The following is a 15,641-nucleotide window of genomic DNA, read 5'->3' as shown; positions in this document are numbered from 1 at the left end:
CTTCAAGGAATCAAGATGATTAATCTAGCATTCTTCGACAATGAAAATAATGGAGATGCCACTAGCGTCGAATTATAGAAGGATTTAATTTTAACTAGGACTCTAATCAAACGATTGATTGGAAAAGTCTATGTGAAGTACTTTATCATTTTCCGCCACTATAGGAACAAATCTAGCAATCTGATAGAATGAAGGTGTTGGATTACTGTGAAGAAAGCAGAACTAGGAGCTGAACGTGATGAAATATATACCCGTCAGAATGACACGCAAGGATGTAACAAACATTCCTCAACATTCACTGCCTGAAGGATTTTCTATTCGTTTGTTCCAAAAAGGGGATGAACATCATTGGGCACGGATTGAAAAGAGTGTCGATGAATTCACCAGTGAGGAAGCAGCGCTTGAACACTTTAATAAAGAATTTGGGCCATACGCGGATGAAATGACTGAGCGATGCATATTCATTGAAAATGAGTGCGGAGAGCCGATTGCTACGACAACCGCATGGTATGGCAAGCTGCCTGGCGAGGATGAAGCAGCCGGGAGAATTCACTGGGTTGGCGTCGTACCGGAGTACCAGGGAAGGAAGCTGTCAAAGCCGCTGCTCAGTGCCGCGATGAATATTTTGGCTGAACGCCATTCTAAAGCGTATCTTACATCGCAGACGACAAGCTATAAGGCAATCAATATGTACCTGAATTATGGTTTTGAGCCAGATTTTACGACAGAGAATAGTGAGGAAGCATGGGGATTGCTTGAGGAAATGCTGGATCGAAAGATTTTGAAAGGAGATAAGGATGATTAAAGCCCTTATTTTTGATTTCGATGGATTGATTTTGGATACGGAGACGGCCTGGTACCATGCTTATCAAGAAGTGCTTCAGTCCCGGTTTGGAATGGAAGTGCCCTTTGGGGAGTTTGTCAAATGCATCGGGGCGAATGATGAACCGCTGTATTCCCATTTAAGAGAGACGCTGGGAGCCGACTTTGACGAGGAATTTCTTCGCGGACGTACGAAGGTGCTGCATACGGACTATGTAAGAAAGATGGAGGCACGTGAAGGGGTACTTGAGTATTTGCAAGAAGCCAAAAGATTAGGGCTGGGCATTGCCCTGGCTTCGAGCTCGACAAGGGAGTGGGTGACCACCCACTTATCAAACTTGAATTTGCTTTCTTATTTTGATCACCTCGTCACAAAGGACGATGTGGAACGAGTTAAACCCGCTCCGGATCTATTCTTAAAGTCTCTTGAAGCATTAGAGATTGAGGCACATGAAGCTGTCATTTTTGAAGATTCCCTTAATGGGGTGATTGCCGCAAATGAAGCGAAAGTTCCAGCGGTTGTGATTCCCAACCCGGTTACGGAGTCTCTTCCGTTTACAAACTACCATTTGAAAATCAGCTCGATGACGGAGAAAAGTTTGGATGAAATCATTGAGTCATTAGAAGAAGTAAAAAACACGGTTTGAGCCGGAGGTCTTTTCTATGGCTGGCGTAAACCTATAAATTGAAAGGTATAGACGTCTAGTTACTAGTGTGACCGGAGCTAGAAGGACTTAGTATAGAAATAAAGAATAAGAGGATGATTGAATGTGTCTCGGGTAATGTACCAAAGTCTAAGGCATACCCACAGTCATACTCATTCAAGTTTTGAGCGGACCCCCTAATCAGCCACTGATTAGGGGGATTAGTGATTTATCTCATGTCTACTTACTGCAAGCGTTCCTTCAATCGATGGAAATCATCGCGGATTCTTCGCTTGTACTCTTCGACTTTCTCCCGGCGTTTGACTGAGCGTTCTTCCGCCATTTGCTCCCGCGCATTTCTCTCCAATTCGTCCTGAACTTCTTTTGCGTGTTCTAGCTCTTCCTGTACCGTACTAGCATCAAAACGAAGGGTGACGGTATCATATTTCGCAAACAGTACATCCAGAGGGTTTTCCGAACTTTCCTGAACGACAGCGATGATGGCTACGTCTCCGTCCTTCATCCTGTTCGTCATCGCTTGCAGCAATCCGGACTCATGTTCGATATCTTTTGCATCTGAAAGCATACCGACTGAACCACCGATACCGATGCCAAGCAATACACCAAGCGGTCCGGCAAGCATGCCGGCTAATCCGCCGATCAAGGTGCCGATAACCGTATCGTTGCCTGAAAGCATGCCCGTATCAAACGAATCCTTCAGCTGAATCCGTCCTGCTTCTCTTTTAAAAATTCCGACGTGCGACAGGATCACTTCTTTCTCTATTACCGCTAGTTGTTTCATATCCGATAGCGCCTGGAATGCTTCACTCTCAACTTTAAAATAACTGACCAATACATGTTCCACTCCGAAAAACCCCTTCCACTTATCTTCCAGATACATATTCCCTTCTGTTGGGAAAGTAAGCGTGCGTTTTTTGTCTCCCTGAAAGGCGGGCTGACTAAATGATCAGATAATAATTGGTAAATTTCGACTTTTTCCGGCATATTCATACTTACTAACCACTGTCGATATAGAAAATGTAAGGCATTCGACTAAAAACAACAAACTTCTCACTGATGCGAAAGGAGGGCTTTTCTACGTCGTGGGGAAAGAAAATTTTGAAAAGTGAAAGAAGGAATAACCGTTGAAGGAAAGAAAAATTACCATTGGCGCGAAGATCAATCTTCTTGTCATCAGTATTGTGCTGTTGTTGATTGTTGTGATCAGTCTCGTGGCCAAGTTTCAAATAGAGAACGCGTTGATGGATGTATATACGGGCAGGGTTAAGGCCGTTTCAGCGCTCGGCTATAATTGGCTTGATGAAAAATATAAGGGTGAATGGTCGATCAAAGACGGTAAGCTGTATAAAGGCGATACGATCATGAACGACAACAATGAACTTATGGATGAAATTACTGAGATTACGAATGGGGCAGCAACCATTTTTCAAGGAGATACCAGAATCGCAACGAGTGTAAAGAAGAATGGTGAAAGGATAACAGGGACAAAAGCAGATCCTAGGGCAGCGGATTTCGTGCTAAAGACTGGCGAGCCATACATTGGAAAAGCTGATATCGGCGGCATTGAGCATCTGACGATGTATAAGCCGCTGAAAAACGAAGACGGTGACGTGATTGGAATGTGGCTTGTCGGCCCGCGGATTGAGACCATTCAACAAACTGTTGTATCGGTGTTGTTGATGATGATTGCCATCGTTGGGGGTCTTGGCATTGCTGCCGTCCTAGTTTCCATTTTTATGACGAAGAGAATTGTCCGTCCGATTGTGATGATCAATCATCAGCTTGATGAAATTTCAAACGGCGAAGGTGACTTGACGAAAGAGCTTTCCGTCAAATCGAATGATGAGGCGGGAGATCTTGCTCGTGCTTTTAATCAGTTTTTGCAGAGCCTGCGGACGATGATTGGGCAGATCGGCGAGACGTCCGAGCGGGTCGCATCCTCTTCCGAACAGTTGACAGCGAGCGCAGAGGAGTCAACGAACGCGACGAACCAGGTTTCCCTTTCCATTCAGGAAGTGGCAAGCGGTTCTGCTATTCAGGAAAAAGGAACAATTGACAGTGCCCAGGCGATGAAGGAAATGGCGATCAGTGTCCAGCAGGTAGCAGAAAATACATCATATGTAGCAGAACTCGCAGCAGAAACCAATCACGAAGCGAGTGACGGCTTCCAAGTTGTTCAACAGGCGATCGAGCAGATGAATACGATCCAGCAGACTGTCGACCGTTCAGCAGCTATCATCCGTGAGCTTGGCAACCATTCGAAGGAGATTGGCCACATCACCGATATTATTACTGATATATCCGAACAGACCAATCTGCTCTCGCTCAACGCGGCGATTGAAGCGGCAAGAGCGGGGGAACAGGGAAAAGGGTTTGCTGTCGTTGCAGCTGAAGTACGAAAACTCGCCGAGCAGTCAAAAGACTCGGCTGGTAAGATTACTACGCTGATTCAACAGATTCAGACGGCAACAGAACAAGCTGTCGTGCAAATGGACAAGGGAACAAAGGATGCACTCTCTGGCATGGAAATCGTCCGGAAAACAGGGGAGGGCTTCGAGCGAATCAAGTCATCCATCGATAAAGTCGCAGGCCAGACTCAAGATGTCTCCGCTGTATCTGAGCAATTGTCTGCAAGTGTTCAAGAAGTAGCCGCCTCCATCGAGGAGATTGCTTCCATTGCCCAGCAATCGGCAGGGAAATCCCAATCGATTGCCGCGGCCTCTCAAGAACAGCTTGCCAGCATGGAAGAAATCACCTCGTCAGCCGCACACCTTTCAAAGAGTGCAGAAATACTGAGAGGGCTTGTGAATCAGTTTGAGATTTAATGCGAGACACCGTCCTTTGGCGGTGTCTTATTTTTCAGAATGAGTGTAGGGATAATGAAGTATAAATCGTCGGTTTATTTAGATTTTTTCAAGCGCTCTTCACTCTTTTCCTTCGCTGTCGATATAGAGAAAGTAAGAGAAACGCCAAAATTCGACATTTTCCTGTAGTACTTAAGGAGGGTCTTTTCATACTGCAGGATAAGGTAATTTTACTATCAGGAAAGAAGGAATAGCAGTGAAGAAAAGGAAGCTGACGATTGGCACGAAGATGAATCTTCTTGTCATCAGCATTGTACTTTTGCTGGTTGTCGTGATCAGTCTGGTTTCAAAGTATCAAATAGAAAAAGTATTGATGGAAATGTATACGGGCAGGGCAAAAATTGTGTCGGAGCTTGGATACAATTGGCTGGATGAGAGCTTTAAAGGCCCATGGGCAATTAAAGACGGGGAATTGTATAAAGGGGATATGAAGATCAACGATAATCATGAGCTCATGGATCGAATCGCTGAAATTACCGACGGTGCATCGACCATCTTTCAAGGAGACATGAGGGTTTCAACGAGCGTGAAGGAAAAGGGAGAACGGGTAGTAGGGTCGAGTTCAGATCCGAAGGTCGCTGATGCTGTTCTGAAAAAAGGAGAAACGTACATATCTGTCGTTGACATTGTGGGAACTGAACATCTTGCGTATTATCAGCCTTTGAAGAACAGAGATGGCGAAGTAATCGGCATGTGGATGGTCGGCCCTCCGATTAATATGATTCAAAAAACTGTTATAACACTTTTGGCAGTTCTGATCTCCGTTAGTGCCGGACTTGGCATTGCGGCCATTATCGTTTCGGTATATATGACGAGAAGAATTGTCCGTCCAATTGTAGAGATCAATCATCAGCTTGATGAAATCTCAAACGGCGAAGGGGATTTAACGAAAAAACTCGCTGTTAAATCGAACGATGAAGCGGGTGACCTGGCACGGGCCTTCAACCAATTCTTGCAGAGCTTGAGGACGATGATCGGGCAGATCGGTGAAACATCCGAGCGGGTTGCATCCTCTTCTGAACAACTGACTGCAAGCGCAGAAGAGTCAACGAGTGCGACAAACCAGGTTTCCCTTTCTATCCAAGAGGTGGCAAGCGGCGCCGACATGCAGGAAAAGGGCACAAGTGAAAGCGCTCGGGCGATGAGGGAAATGGCGATCAGCGTTCAGCAAGTGGCCGAAAACACTTCTTATGTTGCGGAACTTGCGGCCGAAACAAATTTAGAAGCGAGCGATGGCAGCCGGGTCGTCCAAGAGGCGATCCACCAGATGGATACAATCCAGAAGACCGTTGACCGCTCGGCGTCCATTATACGCGAACTTGGGAACCACTCGAAAGAAATTGGCAACATCACCGACATCATCACTGACATTTCCGAACAGACCAACCTGCTTGCGCTCAATGCTGCAATTGAAGCAGCAAGAGCGGGAGAACAAGGCAAAGGGTTTGCCGTTGTCGCTGATGAAGTACGGAAACTCGCCGAGCAATCGAAAGACTCTGCCGGCAAGATCACAGAACTGATCAAGCAAATTCAAGAAGCAACAGAACATGCCGTCGTGCAAATGGATAAAGGCACAGAAGATGTAGTCTCTGGAATGGACATTGTCCGAAAAACAGGCGATGGCTTCGAGCGGATTCGTTCTTCGATTGACAAAGTCGCAAGCCAGACACAGGATGTTTCCGCCGTATCGGAACAGTTGTCGGCAAGCGTGCAGGAAGTTGCTGCCTCCATCGAAGAGATTGCCTCAATTGCACAGCAATCCTCCGGAAAATCGCAAGCGATTGCCGCTGCCTCCCAAGAGCAGCTGGCCAGCATGGAGGAAATCTCCTCATCAGCTGCACATCTTGAAAAGAGTGCAGAGACCTTGAGAGAACTAGTGAACCAGTTTAAGATTTAATACAGGACACCGCCTTGAGGCGGTGTTTTTTGCATCAATCTACCGAAATGGATGGTATGAACCTACTATTTATGTTAGTTGAAAAGTTTTTAATCGTATTATCGTCTCCCCTTGTATTCCTCCCCACCAACACGTATACTTTAAATATACGGAATTTTGTATATTGAGAATGAAAGAAATTAGAGGTATTGTATGAGCAGGATTTGGAGCAGTTTGTATTCAAAAAATGGGCTGGCAGCCAAGTTTATTGCCAAGGAGCTGCTGCAGACTGAGACGGGGGAGCGAATTCCGCGGGTCAGTGATATTTCCGAGAAGCTTTCGATTGGCAGAGGTACGGCTCAAGGTGCTCTCCGTGTGTTGGAGGAGCTTCATGCTATTTCGCTTGAGTCGCGTGGACACTTGGGAACGTTTTTGACAAAGAAGGATGCAGATCTACTCTACGAGATCGCAGGTGTCGGACCGATGATTGGTGTTATGCCGCTTCCGTATTCCCGGAAGTATGAGGGGCTGGCGACGGGGATTGTTGAGTCTCTATGGGAATTGAATAAGAAGTCCGGTCTCGCGTATATGCGCGGTTCGCGAAGAAGGTTGGAGGCGTTGAAATCGCGCCGATATGATTTTACGATTCTTTCTTTGATGGCTGCAGAGGAGGCGCTGAAGGACCATGACGGATTGGAAATCATTCATCAATTCGGAAGCGAATCCTATGTAACGGCACACCGGATTTTTTTCTCGGACAGCAAACACACGAAACTGGCAGCCGGAATGAAAATCGGCATTGATTCCTCTTCTTCCGATCAGGCGGAAATCACGCTTGCCGAATGCGAGGGGCTGGATGTGGAGCTTGTTGAAGTGAACTATATGCAGCTCGTGCCGATGCTGAAAAACGGGCAGCTGGATGCCGCGGTGTGGAATGCTGATGAAGCCTCTTCAGTGAATGTTTTTCCCTCGACTGGTTTTCAGACAGAGAAAGCTGCCCGCCTGGCTGCAAAGGCGACGAATGCTGTAATGGTCATTGAGGCGGAGCGCCAAGATATAAAGGACCAGCTCGGTTTTTTGGACATTGAAAGAATATGTGGTGTGCAGCGGCAAGTAGAAGAAGGCGAAAAGTATCCGCATTACTAAGGGCGGCGGTTCTGAATGCCTTCTATTAACAATATACTAAATACAGTATACTGGAGGATTAACATGGATCTGGAATTATTGCAACAGCGCTTGGATTTGCTTCATGCTTCTGAAGTCATTTCTATGAAGGCGCATACAACATCAGTGGAAGTGTTTAAGAGACTGACAAAGCAATTAAGAAAAGAGGAGATCGAGTATGGGGAGATGTTGTTTACCCATTTGCCTACTGCCTTGACAAGGATTGAAAAGGGAGAAGAAGTGGAAGCTCCGATGATAGATGTTTTGGCAGAGGTGAAAAGCTCTCCTTATGCAGAGGCGGCCCTGCAAGAGATTGCCTTTGTCGAAGAAATTTGGGGAGGTGAATTGCCGCAGGAGGAGCAGGATTTTTTGCTAATGCATTATGCGACCGTTATCCAATTAAATGAAGGGGGACAGGAATAATGAAAATTGTAATAGGCGGGCAAGTTGAGAAAAAAGAGATTGAGAGACTGATAAAGCAACTGGATGAAAGCATCGAAACGACAGTAAAATCCGACCTGGAAGCAGCGATGGCGGTGAAAACCGGACAGGCGGATTACTATGTCGGTGCCTGTCATACCGGTGGTGGCGGGGCGCTGGCTATGGCGATCGCGCTGCTTGGCAAACCAAATTGCGAAACCGTTTCCATGCCGGGCAAAAAACCCGAAGAGGAGAAGATCATCACCGCTGTAAAAGAGGGAAAGAAGGCGTTCGGCTTTACGGCTGATCATATGGAAGCGGCAGTGCCAATGATCATCCGGGCATTGAAGGATAAGTAGAAAATACGGTAAAGAGGGGGAAAAACGATGGAAATGGTGTTCATTATCCTAATTGGAGCGGTTGCGGCTATCCTGGCCAATATGAACATTGCGGTGTTCAACGACGGTCTGCGCCCAATCGTATCTGAGCATGTGGAAGGCAGAATGTCGAGAAGGGACTTGGCTTTCACTGCATTCGCGATGAGCTTCGGGCTTGTCATCGGGTTCGGCATCCCGTTCACTTTGTCGGCCAGCATCATCTTGATTCATAGTATTTTGCTAGGGACCGACATCATTGGTCTTATGACACCGAAGAACAAATGGGGAACTCCACTTGCTGCTCTGATCGGCGGTACGTACGGTGCCGCCTTGCTGGTCGGCCTTGAAGGCTTCGTCAAACTGTTTACGTACTTGCCAGTCAATTTCCTTGAGGCGATGGGACAGGTCGGGACGCCAGTCGTTGTTACATTCATGGCATTTCCTGCATTGGCGGTTGCTATGCAGTTCAGCATTAGAAAAGGGGTCATCACGTTCATTGTTGCGGCTCTTGTCCGTCAGCTTGCAGTTGCCTTGAATGACAGCGGTTTATTGAAGGTTTCCGGTTCAGCGATCACGCTCAACCAGGAAGGAATGGCACTGATTACTGGAATGATCTTTTTATTAGTTTTTGCCATGAAAGAAAAACGAGAAGAAGGGACCTCGATCGATTTGGCTGCCGTGTTCAGTGACAAAGTTGCCAAGATCCGGAAGAATGTCGTGTTCTTCATGATCATCGGCGGTTTGATTGCTGCTGCAACAAACTTGGCGATCATGGCGGGCGATCCCATTTCACTTACGCTGTTAGCGGAAGGGAAGAAGTCGGATGCAGGGATTGCAGCGGCTGCCCGGGCGCTCGGCTTCATTCCGCTTGTCGCCAGTACCGCAATCGCTACAGGGGTGTACAGTCCGGTTGGTTTCACACTCATCTTCGTAGTCGGGTTCTTCTCGCCAAATGTGTGGGTTGCGTTGATTCTTGGGGTCGCCGTCATCTTCCTTGAAGTCATGCTTTTAAGTTCGATTGCGAGATTCCTTGATAAATATCCAGGGGTTCGGAATTCTGGAGAAAACATCCGCGGTGCGATGACGAAGCTGCTCGAGGTGGCATTGCTCATCGGTGGTGCTAATGCGGCGAATGCGATTGCACCGGGCTTCGGGTTCTTCTTTATCGCAGGCTTCTACCTGCTTAACGAAATTGCCGGACGTCCGATTGTGCGGATGGCGGTTGGCCCGGTCGGTGCGATTGCCGTCGGCGTTATCGCCAATATTTTAGTCGCCATCGGGTTAATGAACATACCGCAATAAAAGCGGGGCGGCCTTGCATAATTGGAGGCCGCCCATGGAAGGGAAGGAGCATCGAGAATGATACAGACAGTGTTAGGGACGATTGCAAAAGAGGAGCTTGGGATCTGTGCCGCGCATGAACATTTATCAATTGATCTATCCCGGATTAAAAAAGATCCGGACACGATATTGGATGATGAACCGGGGATGCTCTCGGAATTGCGGGACTTTAAAGCGGCGGGCGGCCGTTCGCTTGTTGAGGTGACAAATGAAGGCATGGGCCGGGATGCGGAAAGGCTGAAACGGCTTAGCAAGGAAACGGGTGTTCATATTGTCGCTTGCACCGGATTTTATAAAGATCCATTTATCCCTGAGTTTGCTGCCGGCTGGGGTGCAGAAAGATTCGCCGAGTATTTTATCGGGGAGGCAGAAGAGGGAATCGGTTCTACCGGCATCAAGCCCGGGATTATCGGGGAAGTGGGGACGAGCCATCATGAAATGAAGCCGATTGAACGTGAACTGCTGATTGGTGCCGCTCTCGCCGGAGTCGAAACCGGCCTTACGGTCACTACCCATACAACGCTTGGAACTTTAGGGTATGAACAAGTCGAACTGCTGACAGGGAAGGGACTGCCTGTAGACCAGATCATTATCGGCCATCAGGATTTGAATGCGAATTTTGAAGAAGTGCTGTCCGTCCTGGAAACAGGCGTGTATATCGCCTTTGATACGATCGGCAAAGAAAATTATCGGCCGGACGAGGAAAGACTTGAGTTCCTCCTTGAATTTCTGGGCAGGGGCTTTGAAAAGCAGATTTTGCTTTCGGCAGACCTGACGAGAAAGTCCCATTGGAAAAAGCATGGCGGACCGGGATACGGCCTAGTCCTGCGTGATTTCATCCCCAGACTAAAAAAGGCGGGTGTTGAAGAGGGCATTATCCGGCTTTTGCTTGAGAAAAACCCGGCAGAAGCCCTTTCCAGGAAGGAGCGAACAAGATGACTTATGACCCGAAAACATTGAAATATGCAGATTCCGTCCTGCCGGCACTATCGATACAGGAGGCCCAGGAGAAGCAATTTGCGCTCGTCGGGGCGATGAGCCGGCATTTTGAAGGTCGGCAATTCCTCTCGCTCGGCGACCTCGGTGTGTCTCCGGAATGGAAGCGGCCGGAGCAGACGTATCGGGCTGAGCAGGTACTGGCTGACTTTTTCGGTGCAGAAGATTGCGCACTTGTGAGAGGGGCCGGGACCGGAGCGATCCGCTCGATTCTCGCGGCACTTATCGCACCGGGTGAAAAAATGATAATCCACAGCGCCCCGGTTTATACGACGACAAAAGAGACAATCCGCATGTTTGGAATCGAGACCGTTTCCGCCGATTACAATCAATTGGACGAAATAAGCCGGGCGTTGGAGGCGCACTCCGACATCAAAGTGTTCTATGTCCAGCATGCACGGCAGCAGCCGACCGACCATTATTCGCTGAAAGAAGTCATCAAGCTTGTGAAAAGACTGCGGCCGGAACTGCCTATTGTGGTCGATGACAATTACTGTGCCTTGAAAACACATGGAGTCGGTGTCGAGTACGGAGCGGATTACTCGACATTCTCCGGTTTCAAGCTTCTCGGTCCGGAAGGGGTCGCCGTCATTGTCGGTAAAAAAGATGGGATTGACCGGGTGCACAAGCTGAATTATTCAGGTGGAGGCCAGGTGCAAGGCTTTGAAGCGATGGAACTGCTTAGAATGATGACACTCGCTCCCGTCTCGCTGGCCATCCAGAATGAGCAGGTGGAAGCGTGCTGCCGGATGCTGAATGAAGGAGCGGTACCGGGAGTGGCGGCGGCGTATATGACGAATGCGCAGTCAAAAAACGTGATTGTCGAACTGACCGATCCGGTTGCCGAGAAGGTGATCGCTTTAAGTGACAAGGCGGGCGCGGGCACGCACCCGGTTGGCGCTGAATCGAAGTATGAAATTCTCCCGATGATCTACCGGGTTTCCGGGAGCTTTTTAGAGGCGCAGCCTGAGCTGAAACAGTACGGCTTGCGGATCAATCCGATGAAGGCGGGTGCAGGCACAATTATCGAGATTTTGCGGCGTGTCATTCCCGAGGCAAAGGCTGAAGCGGAATGATGGGAGCACCGGGAGACAAAGGGAGGGAACTTCCATGTTTTTAGACATTACGAAAAAGAAAAATCCACAGCTGATCAAAACGGGTGTATCCCTGCATCAAAACGCAATTATTCCACCAAACACCTATGTGATTGACTTGGATACCGTTGCGGAAAATGTGCGTGCCCTGGCAAAGACGGCAAAGGAAAACAAGATGACGCTTTATTTTATGAGCAAGCAGCTCGGCCGCCTGCCTTTCATCGGCGAACTCATCCGGGAGAATGGAATCGAGAAGGCGGTCGCTGTCGAGTTCGATGAAGCAAAAACTTTGGCGGAAGCGGGCGTGCCGATCGGAAACGTCGGGCATCTTGTCCAGCCGGGAAAACACCAATGGAAAGAAATTTTAGGCTGGAAACCGGAAGTGGTAACGATCTTTTCAGTGGAAAGGGCACGGCAGTTGTCCCAGACCGCCCAGAAGCTTGGTGTGGAACAAGCTGTTATTTTAAAGGTTTATCGCGAAGAGGATTTGATTTATCCGGGACAGGAAGGCGGATTCCCCTTAACCGAACTGAAAGCGCAGCTTCAAGAGCTGAAGAGGCTGGACGGCATCCAGATTGTTGGGGTGACCACGTTCCCGAATCTTCAGCTCTCTGAAGACAAACAGTCGATGGAACCGACTCCGAATCTTGAGACACTTCTGCTCGCAAAAAAGATTTTGGAAGAGAGCGGCATCGAGGTCCAACAGGTTAACGGGCCGAGTGCGACAAGCTGTGCGACGATCCCATTTTTAGCGGAGCAAGGTGTAACACATGGGGAGCCGGGACATGCCCTGACGGGGACAACACCGCTCCATGCTTACCGTGATGATTTGCCCGAGAAACCGGCGATCGTTTACGTGACAGAGGTTTCGCATGAAGATTCGAACCATTTTTACGTGATCGGCGGGGGCTATTACGGGCGCTCCCATTTGCACGGCTGCCTAGTCGGCCATGATGAAAATGTACTGGGGCAGTTTGTCGAGGCCTTTGAACCCTCCCCAGAATCGATCGATTATTATGGGGCGATTGCAAAGCCGGAAAGTGTTCCGATCCAGATTGGTGATACGGCCGTATTTGCCTTTCGGACCCAGGTATTTGTGACACGGGCGCATATTGCTCTCGTCCGCGGCATCCAGAGCGGGAAACCGGAGCTCGCCCATTTTGAAAGGAAGTGGTGACGTGGCGAAGGCGATTGTACTCGTACTCGATAGTTTTGGCATCGGAGCAATGAAGGACTGTGAAGAGAAGGAGAGCAAAGCCGATACATTCCGGCATATTCGGGAAATGGCGCCTCATCTGCATATCCCTACGCTCATGTCATTGGGTCTCGGAACACTCGTTGACGGGGATGCTGCACCAGATAACGCCTATGGCTATTCCGCTTTGGCCCATCATGGGGCAGATACGTACTTGGGGCATCAGGAAATTGCCGGCAGCACGCCGAAAAAGTCGAATAAAAGACTGATGAAGGACATCCACCGCAAATTGGCAGAAGCATTGCGAAAGGCTGGCTTTACTGTCGAATATCCAATCGACGGCGTGCCTGTCCTTCTTGTGGACGGTGCATGCGTAGTCGGGGATAATCTCGAATCAGCCGTCGGCAACATCATTAACCTCACGGCGGACTTCAATAAAATGCCTTTCGAAGAACTGAAAAAGGTTGGCCGGCTTGTCAGGGGAAATGTTGACACGACGAGGGTCATCGCTTTTGGCGGCCCGTACACGACGATTGAACATATCCTGTCTGTTGTCCATGAGAAAAACCCTGGTCAGTGGGGAGTCGACGCCCCGAAGGCGAAGGTATATGGCCCAGGATATGAGGTGTATCATATGGGATATGGCGTGGACATTGACGCTCAGTTCCCGATGATTGCTGCTGAAAATGGCCTAAAAGTATACCGGATCGGGAAAACAGCCGATGTTCTGCACGGAGAAGGTCCGGCGATGCCAATCGTTAATACGGCAGAAGTGCTGGAGACGTTGGAGAAGTGCTACTTGGAAGAGAAGGGGAATGCGGCCTTCCTCGTCAATGTCCAAGAAACCGACCTTGCCGGACACGCGGAAAACGCGGAATGGTATGCCGACCTGCTGAATTTGGCGGACCGCTGGCTCGCCACCTTCCTTCCTCTACTTGATGATGAAGACCTAATGGTCATCATGGCCGACCATGGGAACGATCCGACGATCGGCCATTCCAACCATACACGGGAATATGTCCCGCTTTTGATAACAGGACCGAAAGTGAGGAAATGCTATATTGGCAAACGCGAAACGATGGCAGACGTCGGCGCGACATTATGCGATTTCTTCTCTTTGCCGCCGACTGCTGAAGGGAAGAGCTTTTTAAGAGAAGTCATGGAGTGGCAGTAAAACATATATCAACATTGAAACATCGCCATTTGGGGGCGGTGTTTTCTTTAGCTATCGATAAAAACATTAGCAATGAGGAAATCTTTAAAAGATGTACTCCATCTGTTTTTTTTAGGAAGCATTTTGACTCCAAAGTCCCCCTCACCTTTTCCCTATTGTTAGGGAGCGAGTATATTTATTATACTAGAGTTCAATTGGTAGACTTTTCTAACTATTCAGGGAGGGGATTCATTTGTTGAACTTTATCAGGAAGAAGCCGTTCATTCTTTTGGCTGCACTGGTGCTTGTCCTTGCTGGTTTCGGCGGTATCGGGGTGGCCAAGCCTCAGGCTGAGGAAGAAACAAAAGTCAAAAATGTGATATTCCTGATCGGTGACGGAATGGGCATTGCGGCCATGACAGGTCACCGGTACATGAGCAGTGAAGACACATCCAGTTCCTTATTGAAAGATACCGGATTTGATCCGTATCTTGTCGGCATGCAGTCTACATTCCCGGATGACGACGATGAAAATGTCGTCGACTCGGCTGCGGCGGCTACTGCCATGGCTTCAGGAATCAAGACTTACAATGGCGCCATTTCCGTCGATAAGGACAAGCAGCCGGTAGAGACGGTGCTGGAGTGGGCGAAAAAAATCGGCAAATCGACAGGGGTTGTCTCGACATCCCAGATTAACCACGCTACGCCGGCCTCATTTGCGGCACATAATGAATCCCGCAGCAACTATGATGAGATTGCGGATGCAATGTATGACGAACTGATTGACGGAGAGCATAAGGTGGACGTCATGCTTGGCGGAGGGACGCAGTATTTTGTCCGCGACGACCGCAATATTGCAAATCTGTTCAAACAGGATGGCTATAGTTACGTAACAAACCGCGAACAATTGCTGAATGACAAGAGCGATAAGCTACTCGGTCTGTTCGCGCCGGTCGGGCTGCCGATGGCGATCGATCGGACAGAAGACATCCCATCTCTCGTCGAAATGACAGAGGCAGCGATTGACCGGCTGAACAAGAATGAAGAAGGATTTTTCCTGATGGTCGAAGGTTCCCAGGTTGATTGGGCAGCACATGACAATGACATTGTCGGAACGATGAGTGAAATGAAGGATTTTGAAAACGCCTTCAATGCGGCGATCGAGTTTGCCAAAAAAGACGGAGAGACGCTCGTACTGGCAACAGCTGATCATGCAACAGGCGGTCTGACAATCGGCAGCAACGGCAAGTACAACTGGGACCAGGACGTCATCAAAGCCGTGAAGCGCTCGCCTGGATTCATTGCGGAGCAGATTGTAAAAAGTGGAAACATCAAACCTGCCATGGAAGAGTACATCAACTTTGAACTGACTGAGGAAGAAGTTCAGTCTGTCATTGATGCGAAGGCGAAAGCCGAAGCGAAGGAAGGGGTCAAAGCAGAGGATATAACGGATGATGTGGCAGCAGCGATTAAGAAAATCATCGACCTCCGCAGCAACACAGGCTGGCATACGGGCGAGGACGTCCCGGTCTACGCTTTCGGGCCTGGAAAAGAGAAATTAGCCGGTAAGATTGACAACACCGATACGGCGAAGACGATTTTTGAGTTTTTCGGGAAGAAAGTAAAAGAGGATTAATAGAACAGAAAAAGCACTCCTGCGCAAAAGGAGTGCTT

14 protein-coding genes are annotated in these 15,641 nt (G+C 48.7%); 13 read left to right on the top strand and 1 reads right to left on the bottom strand.

The genetic code is table 11. The features are described from left to right. Positions 1 to 238: 238 nt before the first annotated feature. Both AC0TWI_RS10275 and AC0TWI_RS10270 read left to right on the top strand, forming a co-directional pair. Positions 239 to 805, top strand: a complete 567-nt coding sequence (locus AC0TWI_RS10275) for a GNAT family N-acetyltransferase (RefSeq protein ID WP_488126255.1) — start codon at positions 239 to 241, stop codon at positions 803 to 805. Continuing rightward, complete coding sequence (locus AC0TWI_RS10270; RefSeq protein WP_488126298.1) at positions 801 to 1,469, top strand: HAD family hydrolase; 669 nt, start codon at positions 801 to 803, stop codon at positions 1,467 to 1,469. The genes AC0TWI_RS10275 and AC0TWI_RS10270 overlap by 5 nt, the downstream gene beginning before the upstream one ends. A 241-nt stretch (positions 1,470 to 1,710) precedes the next feature. Here AC0TWI_RS10270 and AC0TWI_RS10265 read toward each other — a convergent pair whose 3' ends face one another. After that, entirely contained in the window at positions 1,711 to 2,331 is a 621-nt protein-coding gene (locus AC0TWI_RS10265; protein WP_488126254.1) for a hypothetical protein, read from the bottom strand. A 280-nt stretch (positions 2,332 to 2,611) separates the two neighbouring features. Between AC0TWI_RS10265 and AC0TWI_RS10260 the strand changes: the two genes are divergently transcribed. The 11 genes from AC0TWI_RS10260 to AC0TWI_RS10210 all read left to right on the top strand — a co-directional run bounded on the left by AC0TWI_RS10260 (position 2,612) and on the right by AC0TWI_RS10210 (position 15,603). Continuing rightward, on the top strand, positions 2,612 to 4,312 hold the full coding sequence (locus tag AC0TWI_RS10260; RefSeq protein WP_488126253.1) for a methyl-accepting chemotaxis protein: 1,701 nt from the start codon (positions 2,612 to 2,614) through the stop codon (positions 4,310 to 4,312). A gap of 235 nt (positions 4,313 to 4,547) precedes the next feature. Continuing rightward, positions 4,548 to 6,248, top strand: coding sequence for a methyl-accepting chemotaxis protein (locus AC0TWI_RS10255; RefSeq protein ID WP_488126252.1), 1,701 nt, complete (start codon positions 4,548 to 4,550; stop codon positions 6,246 to 6,248). 192 nt (positions 6,249 to 6,440) lie between these two features. Then, positions 6,441 to 7,373 carry a GntR family transcriptional regulator YhfZ gene (gene yhfZ, locus AC0TWI_RS10250; RefSeq protein ID WP_488126251.1) on the top strand — a complete coding sequence of 311 codons (933 nt, stop codon included), beginning with the start codon at positions 6,441 to 6,443 and terminating at the stop codon, positions 7,371 to 7,373. A gap of 63 nt (positions 7,374 to 7,436) precedes the next feature. Then, the gene (locus tag AC0TWI_RS10245) at positions 7,437 to 7,814 is read left to right on the top strand and encodes a PRD domain-containing protein (protein WP_488126250.1); all 378 of its coding nucleotides are present in this window, start codon (positions 7,437 to 7,439) and stop codon (positions 7,812 to 7,814) included. Further along, positions 7,814 to 8,170 carry a DUF2620 domain-containing protein gene (locus AC0TWI_RS10240; protein WP_488126249.1) on the top strand — a complete coding sequence of 119 codons (357 nt, stop codon included), beginning with the start codon at positions 7,814 to 7,816 and terminating at the stop codon, positions 8,168 to 8,170. The genes AC0TWI_RS10245 and AC0TWI_RS10240 overlap by 1 nt, the downstream gene beginning before the upstream one ends. A 27-nt stretch (positions 8,171 to 8,197) precedes the next feature. Further along, positions 8,198 to 9,490, top strand: coding sequence for a YhfT family protein (locus AC0TWI_RS10235; RefSeq protein WP_488126248.1), 1,293 nt, complete (start codon positions 8,198 to 8,200; stop codon positions 9,488 to 9,490). Between the two features lie 57 nt (positions 9,491 to 9,547). Continuing rightward, positions 9,548 to 10,468: a phosphotriesterase family protein gene (locus tag AC0TWI_RS10230; protein ID WP_488126247.1), complete on the top strand. Its 921-nt coding sequence runs from the start codon at positions 9,548 to 9,550 to the stop codon at positions 10,466 to 10,468. Beyond that, positions 10,465 to 11,601 carry an aminotransferase class V-fold PLP-dependent enzyme gene (locus AC0TWI_RS10225; protein WP_488126246.1) on the top strand — a complete coding sequence of 379 codons (1,137 nt, stop codon included), beginning with the start codon at positions 10,465 to 10,467 and terminating at the stop codon, positions 11,599 to 11,601. The genes AC0TWI_RS10230 and AC0TWI_RS10225 overlap by 4 nt, the downstream gene beginning before the upstream one ends. Positions 11,602 to 11,635: 34 nt before the next feature. Further along, positions 11,636 to 12,796, top strand: coding sequence for a YhfX family PLP-dependent enzyme (locus AC0TWI_RS10220; RefSeq protein ID WP_488126245.1), 1,161 nt, complete (start codon positions 11,636 to 11,638; stop codon positions 12,794 to 12,796). 1 nt (position 12,797) lies between these two features. Further along, entirely contained in the window at positions 12,798 to 13,988 is a 1,191-nt protein-coding gene (locus AC0TWI_RS10215) for a phosphopentomutase (RefSeq protein ID WP_488126244.1), read from the top strand. A 232-nt stretch (positions 13,989 to 14,220) separates the two neighbouring features. Further along, complete coding sequence (locus AC0TWI_RS10210) at positions 14,221 to 15,603, top strand: alkaline phosphatase (protein WP_488126243.1); 1,383 nt, start codon at positions 14,221 to 14,223, stop codon at positions 15,601 to 15,603. Positions 15,604 to 15,641 lie beyond the last annotated feature (38 nt).

This window comes from Lederbergia sp. B243.17, assembly GCF_057657925.1.
The sequence above is the reverse complement of the archived record's forward strand: the minus strand, read 5'-3'. Positions and strand labels throughout refer to the sequence as shown.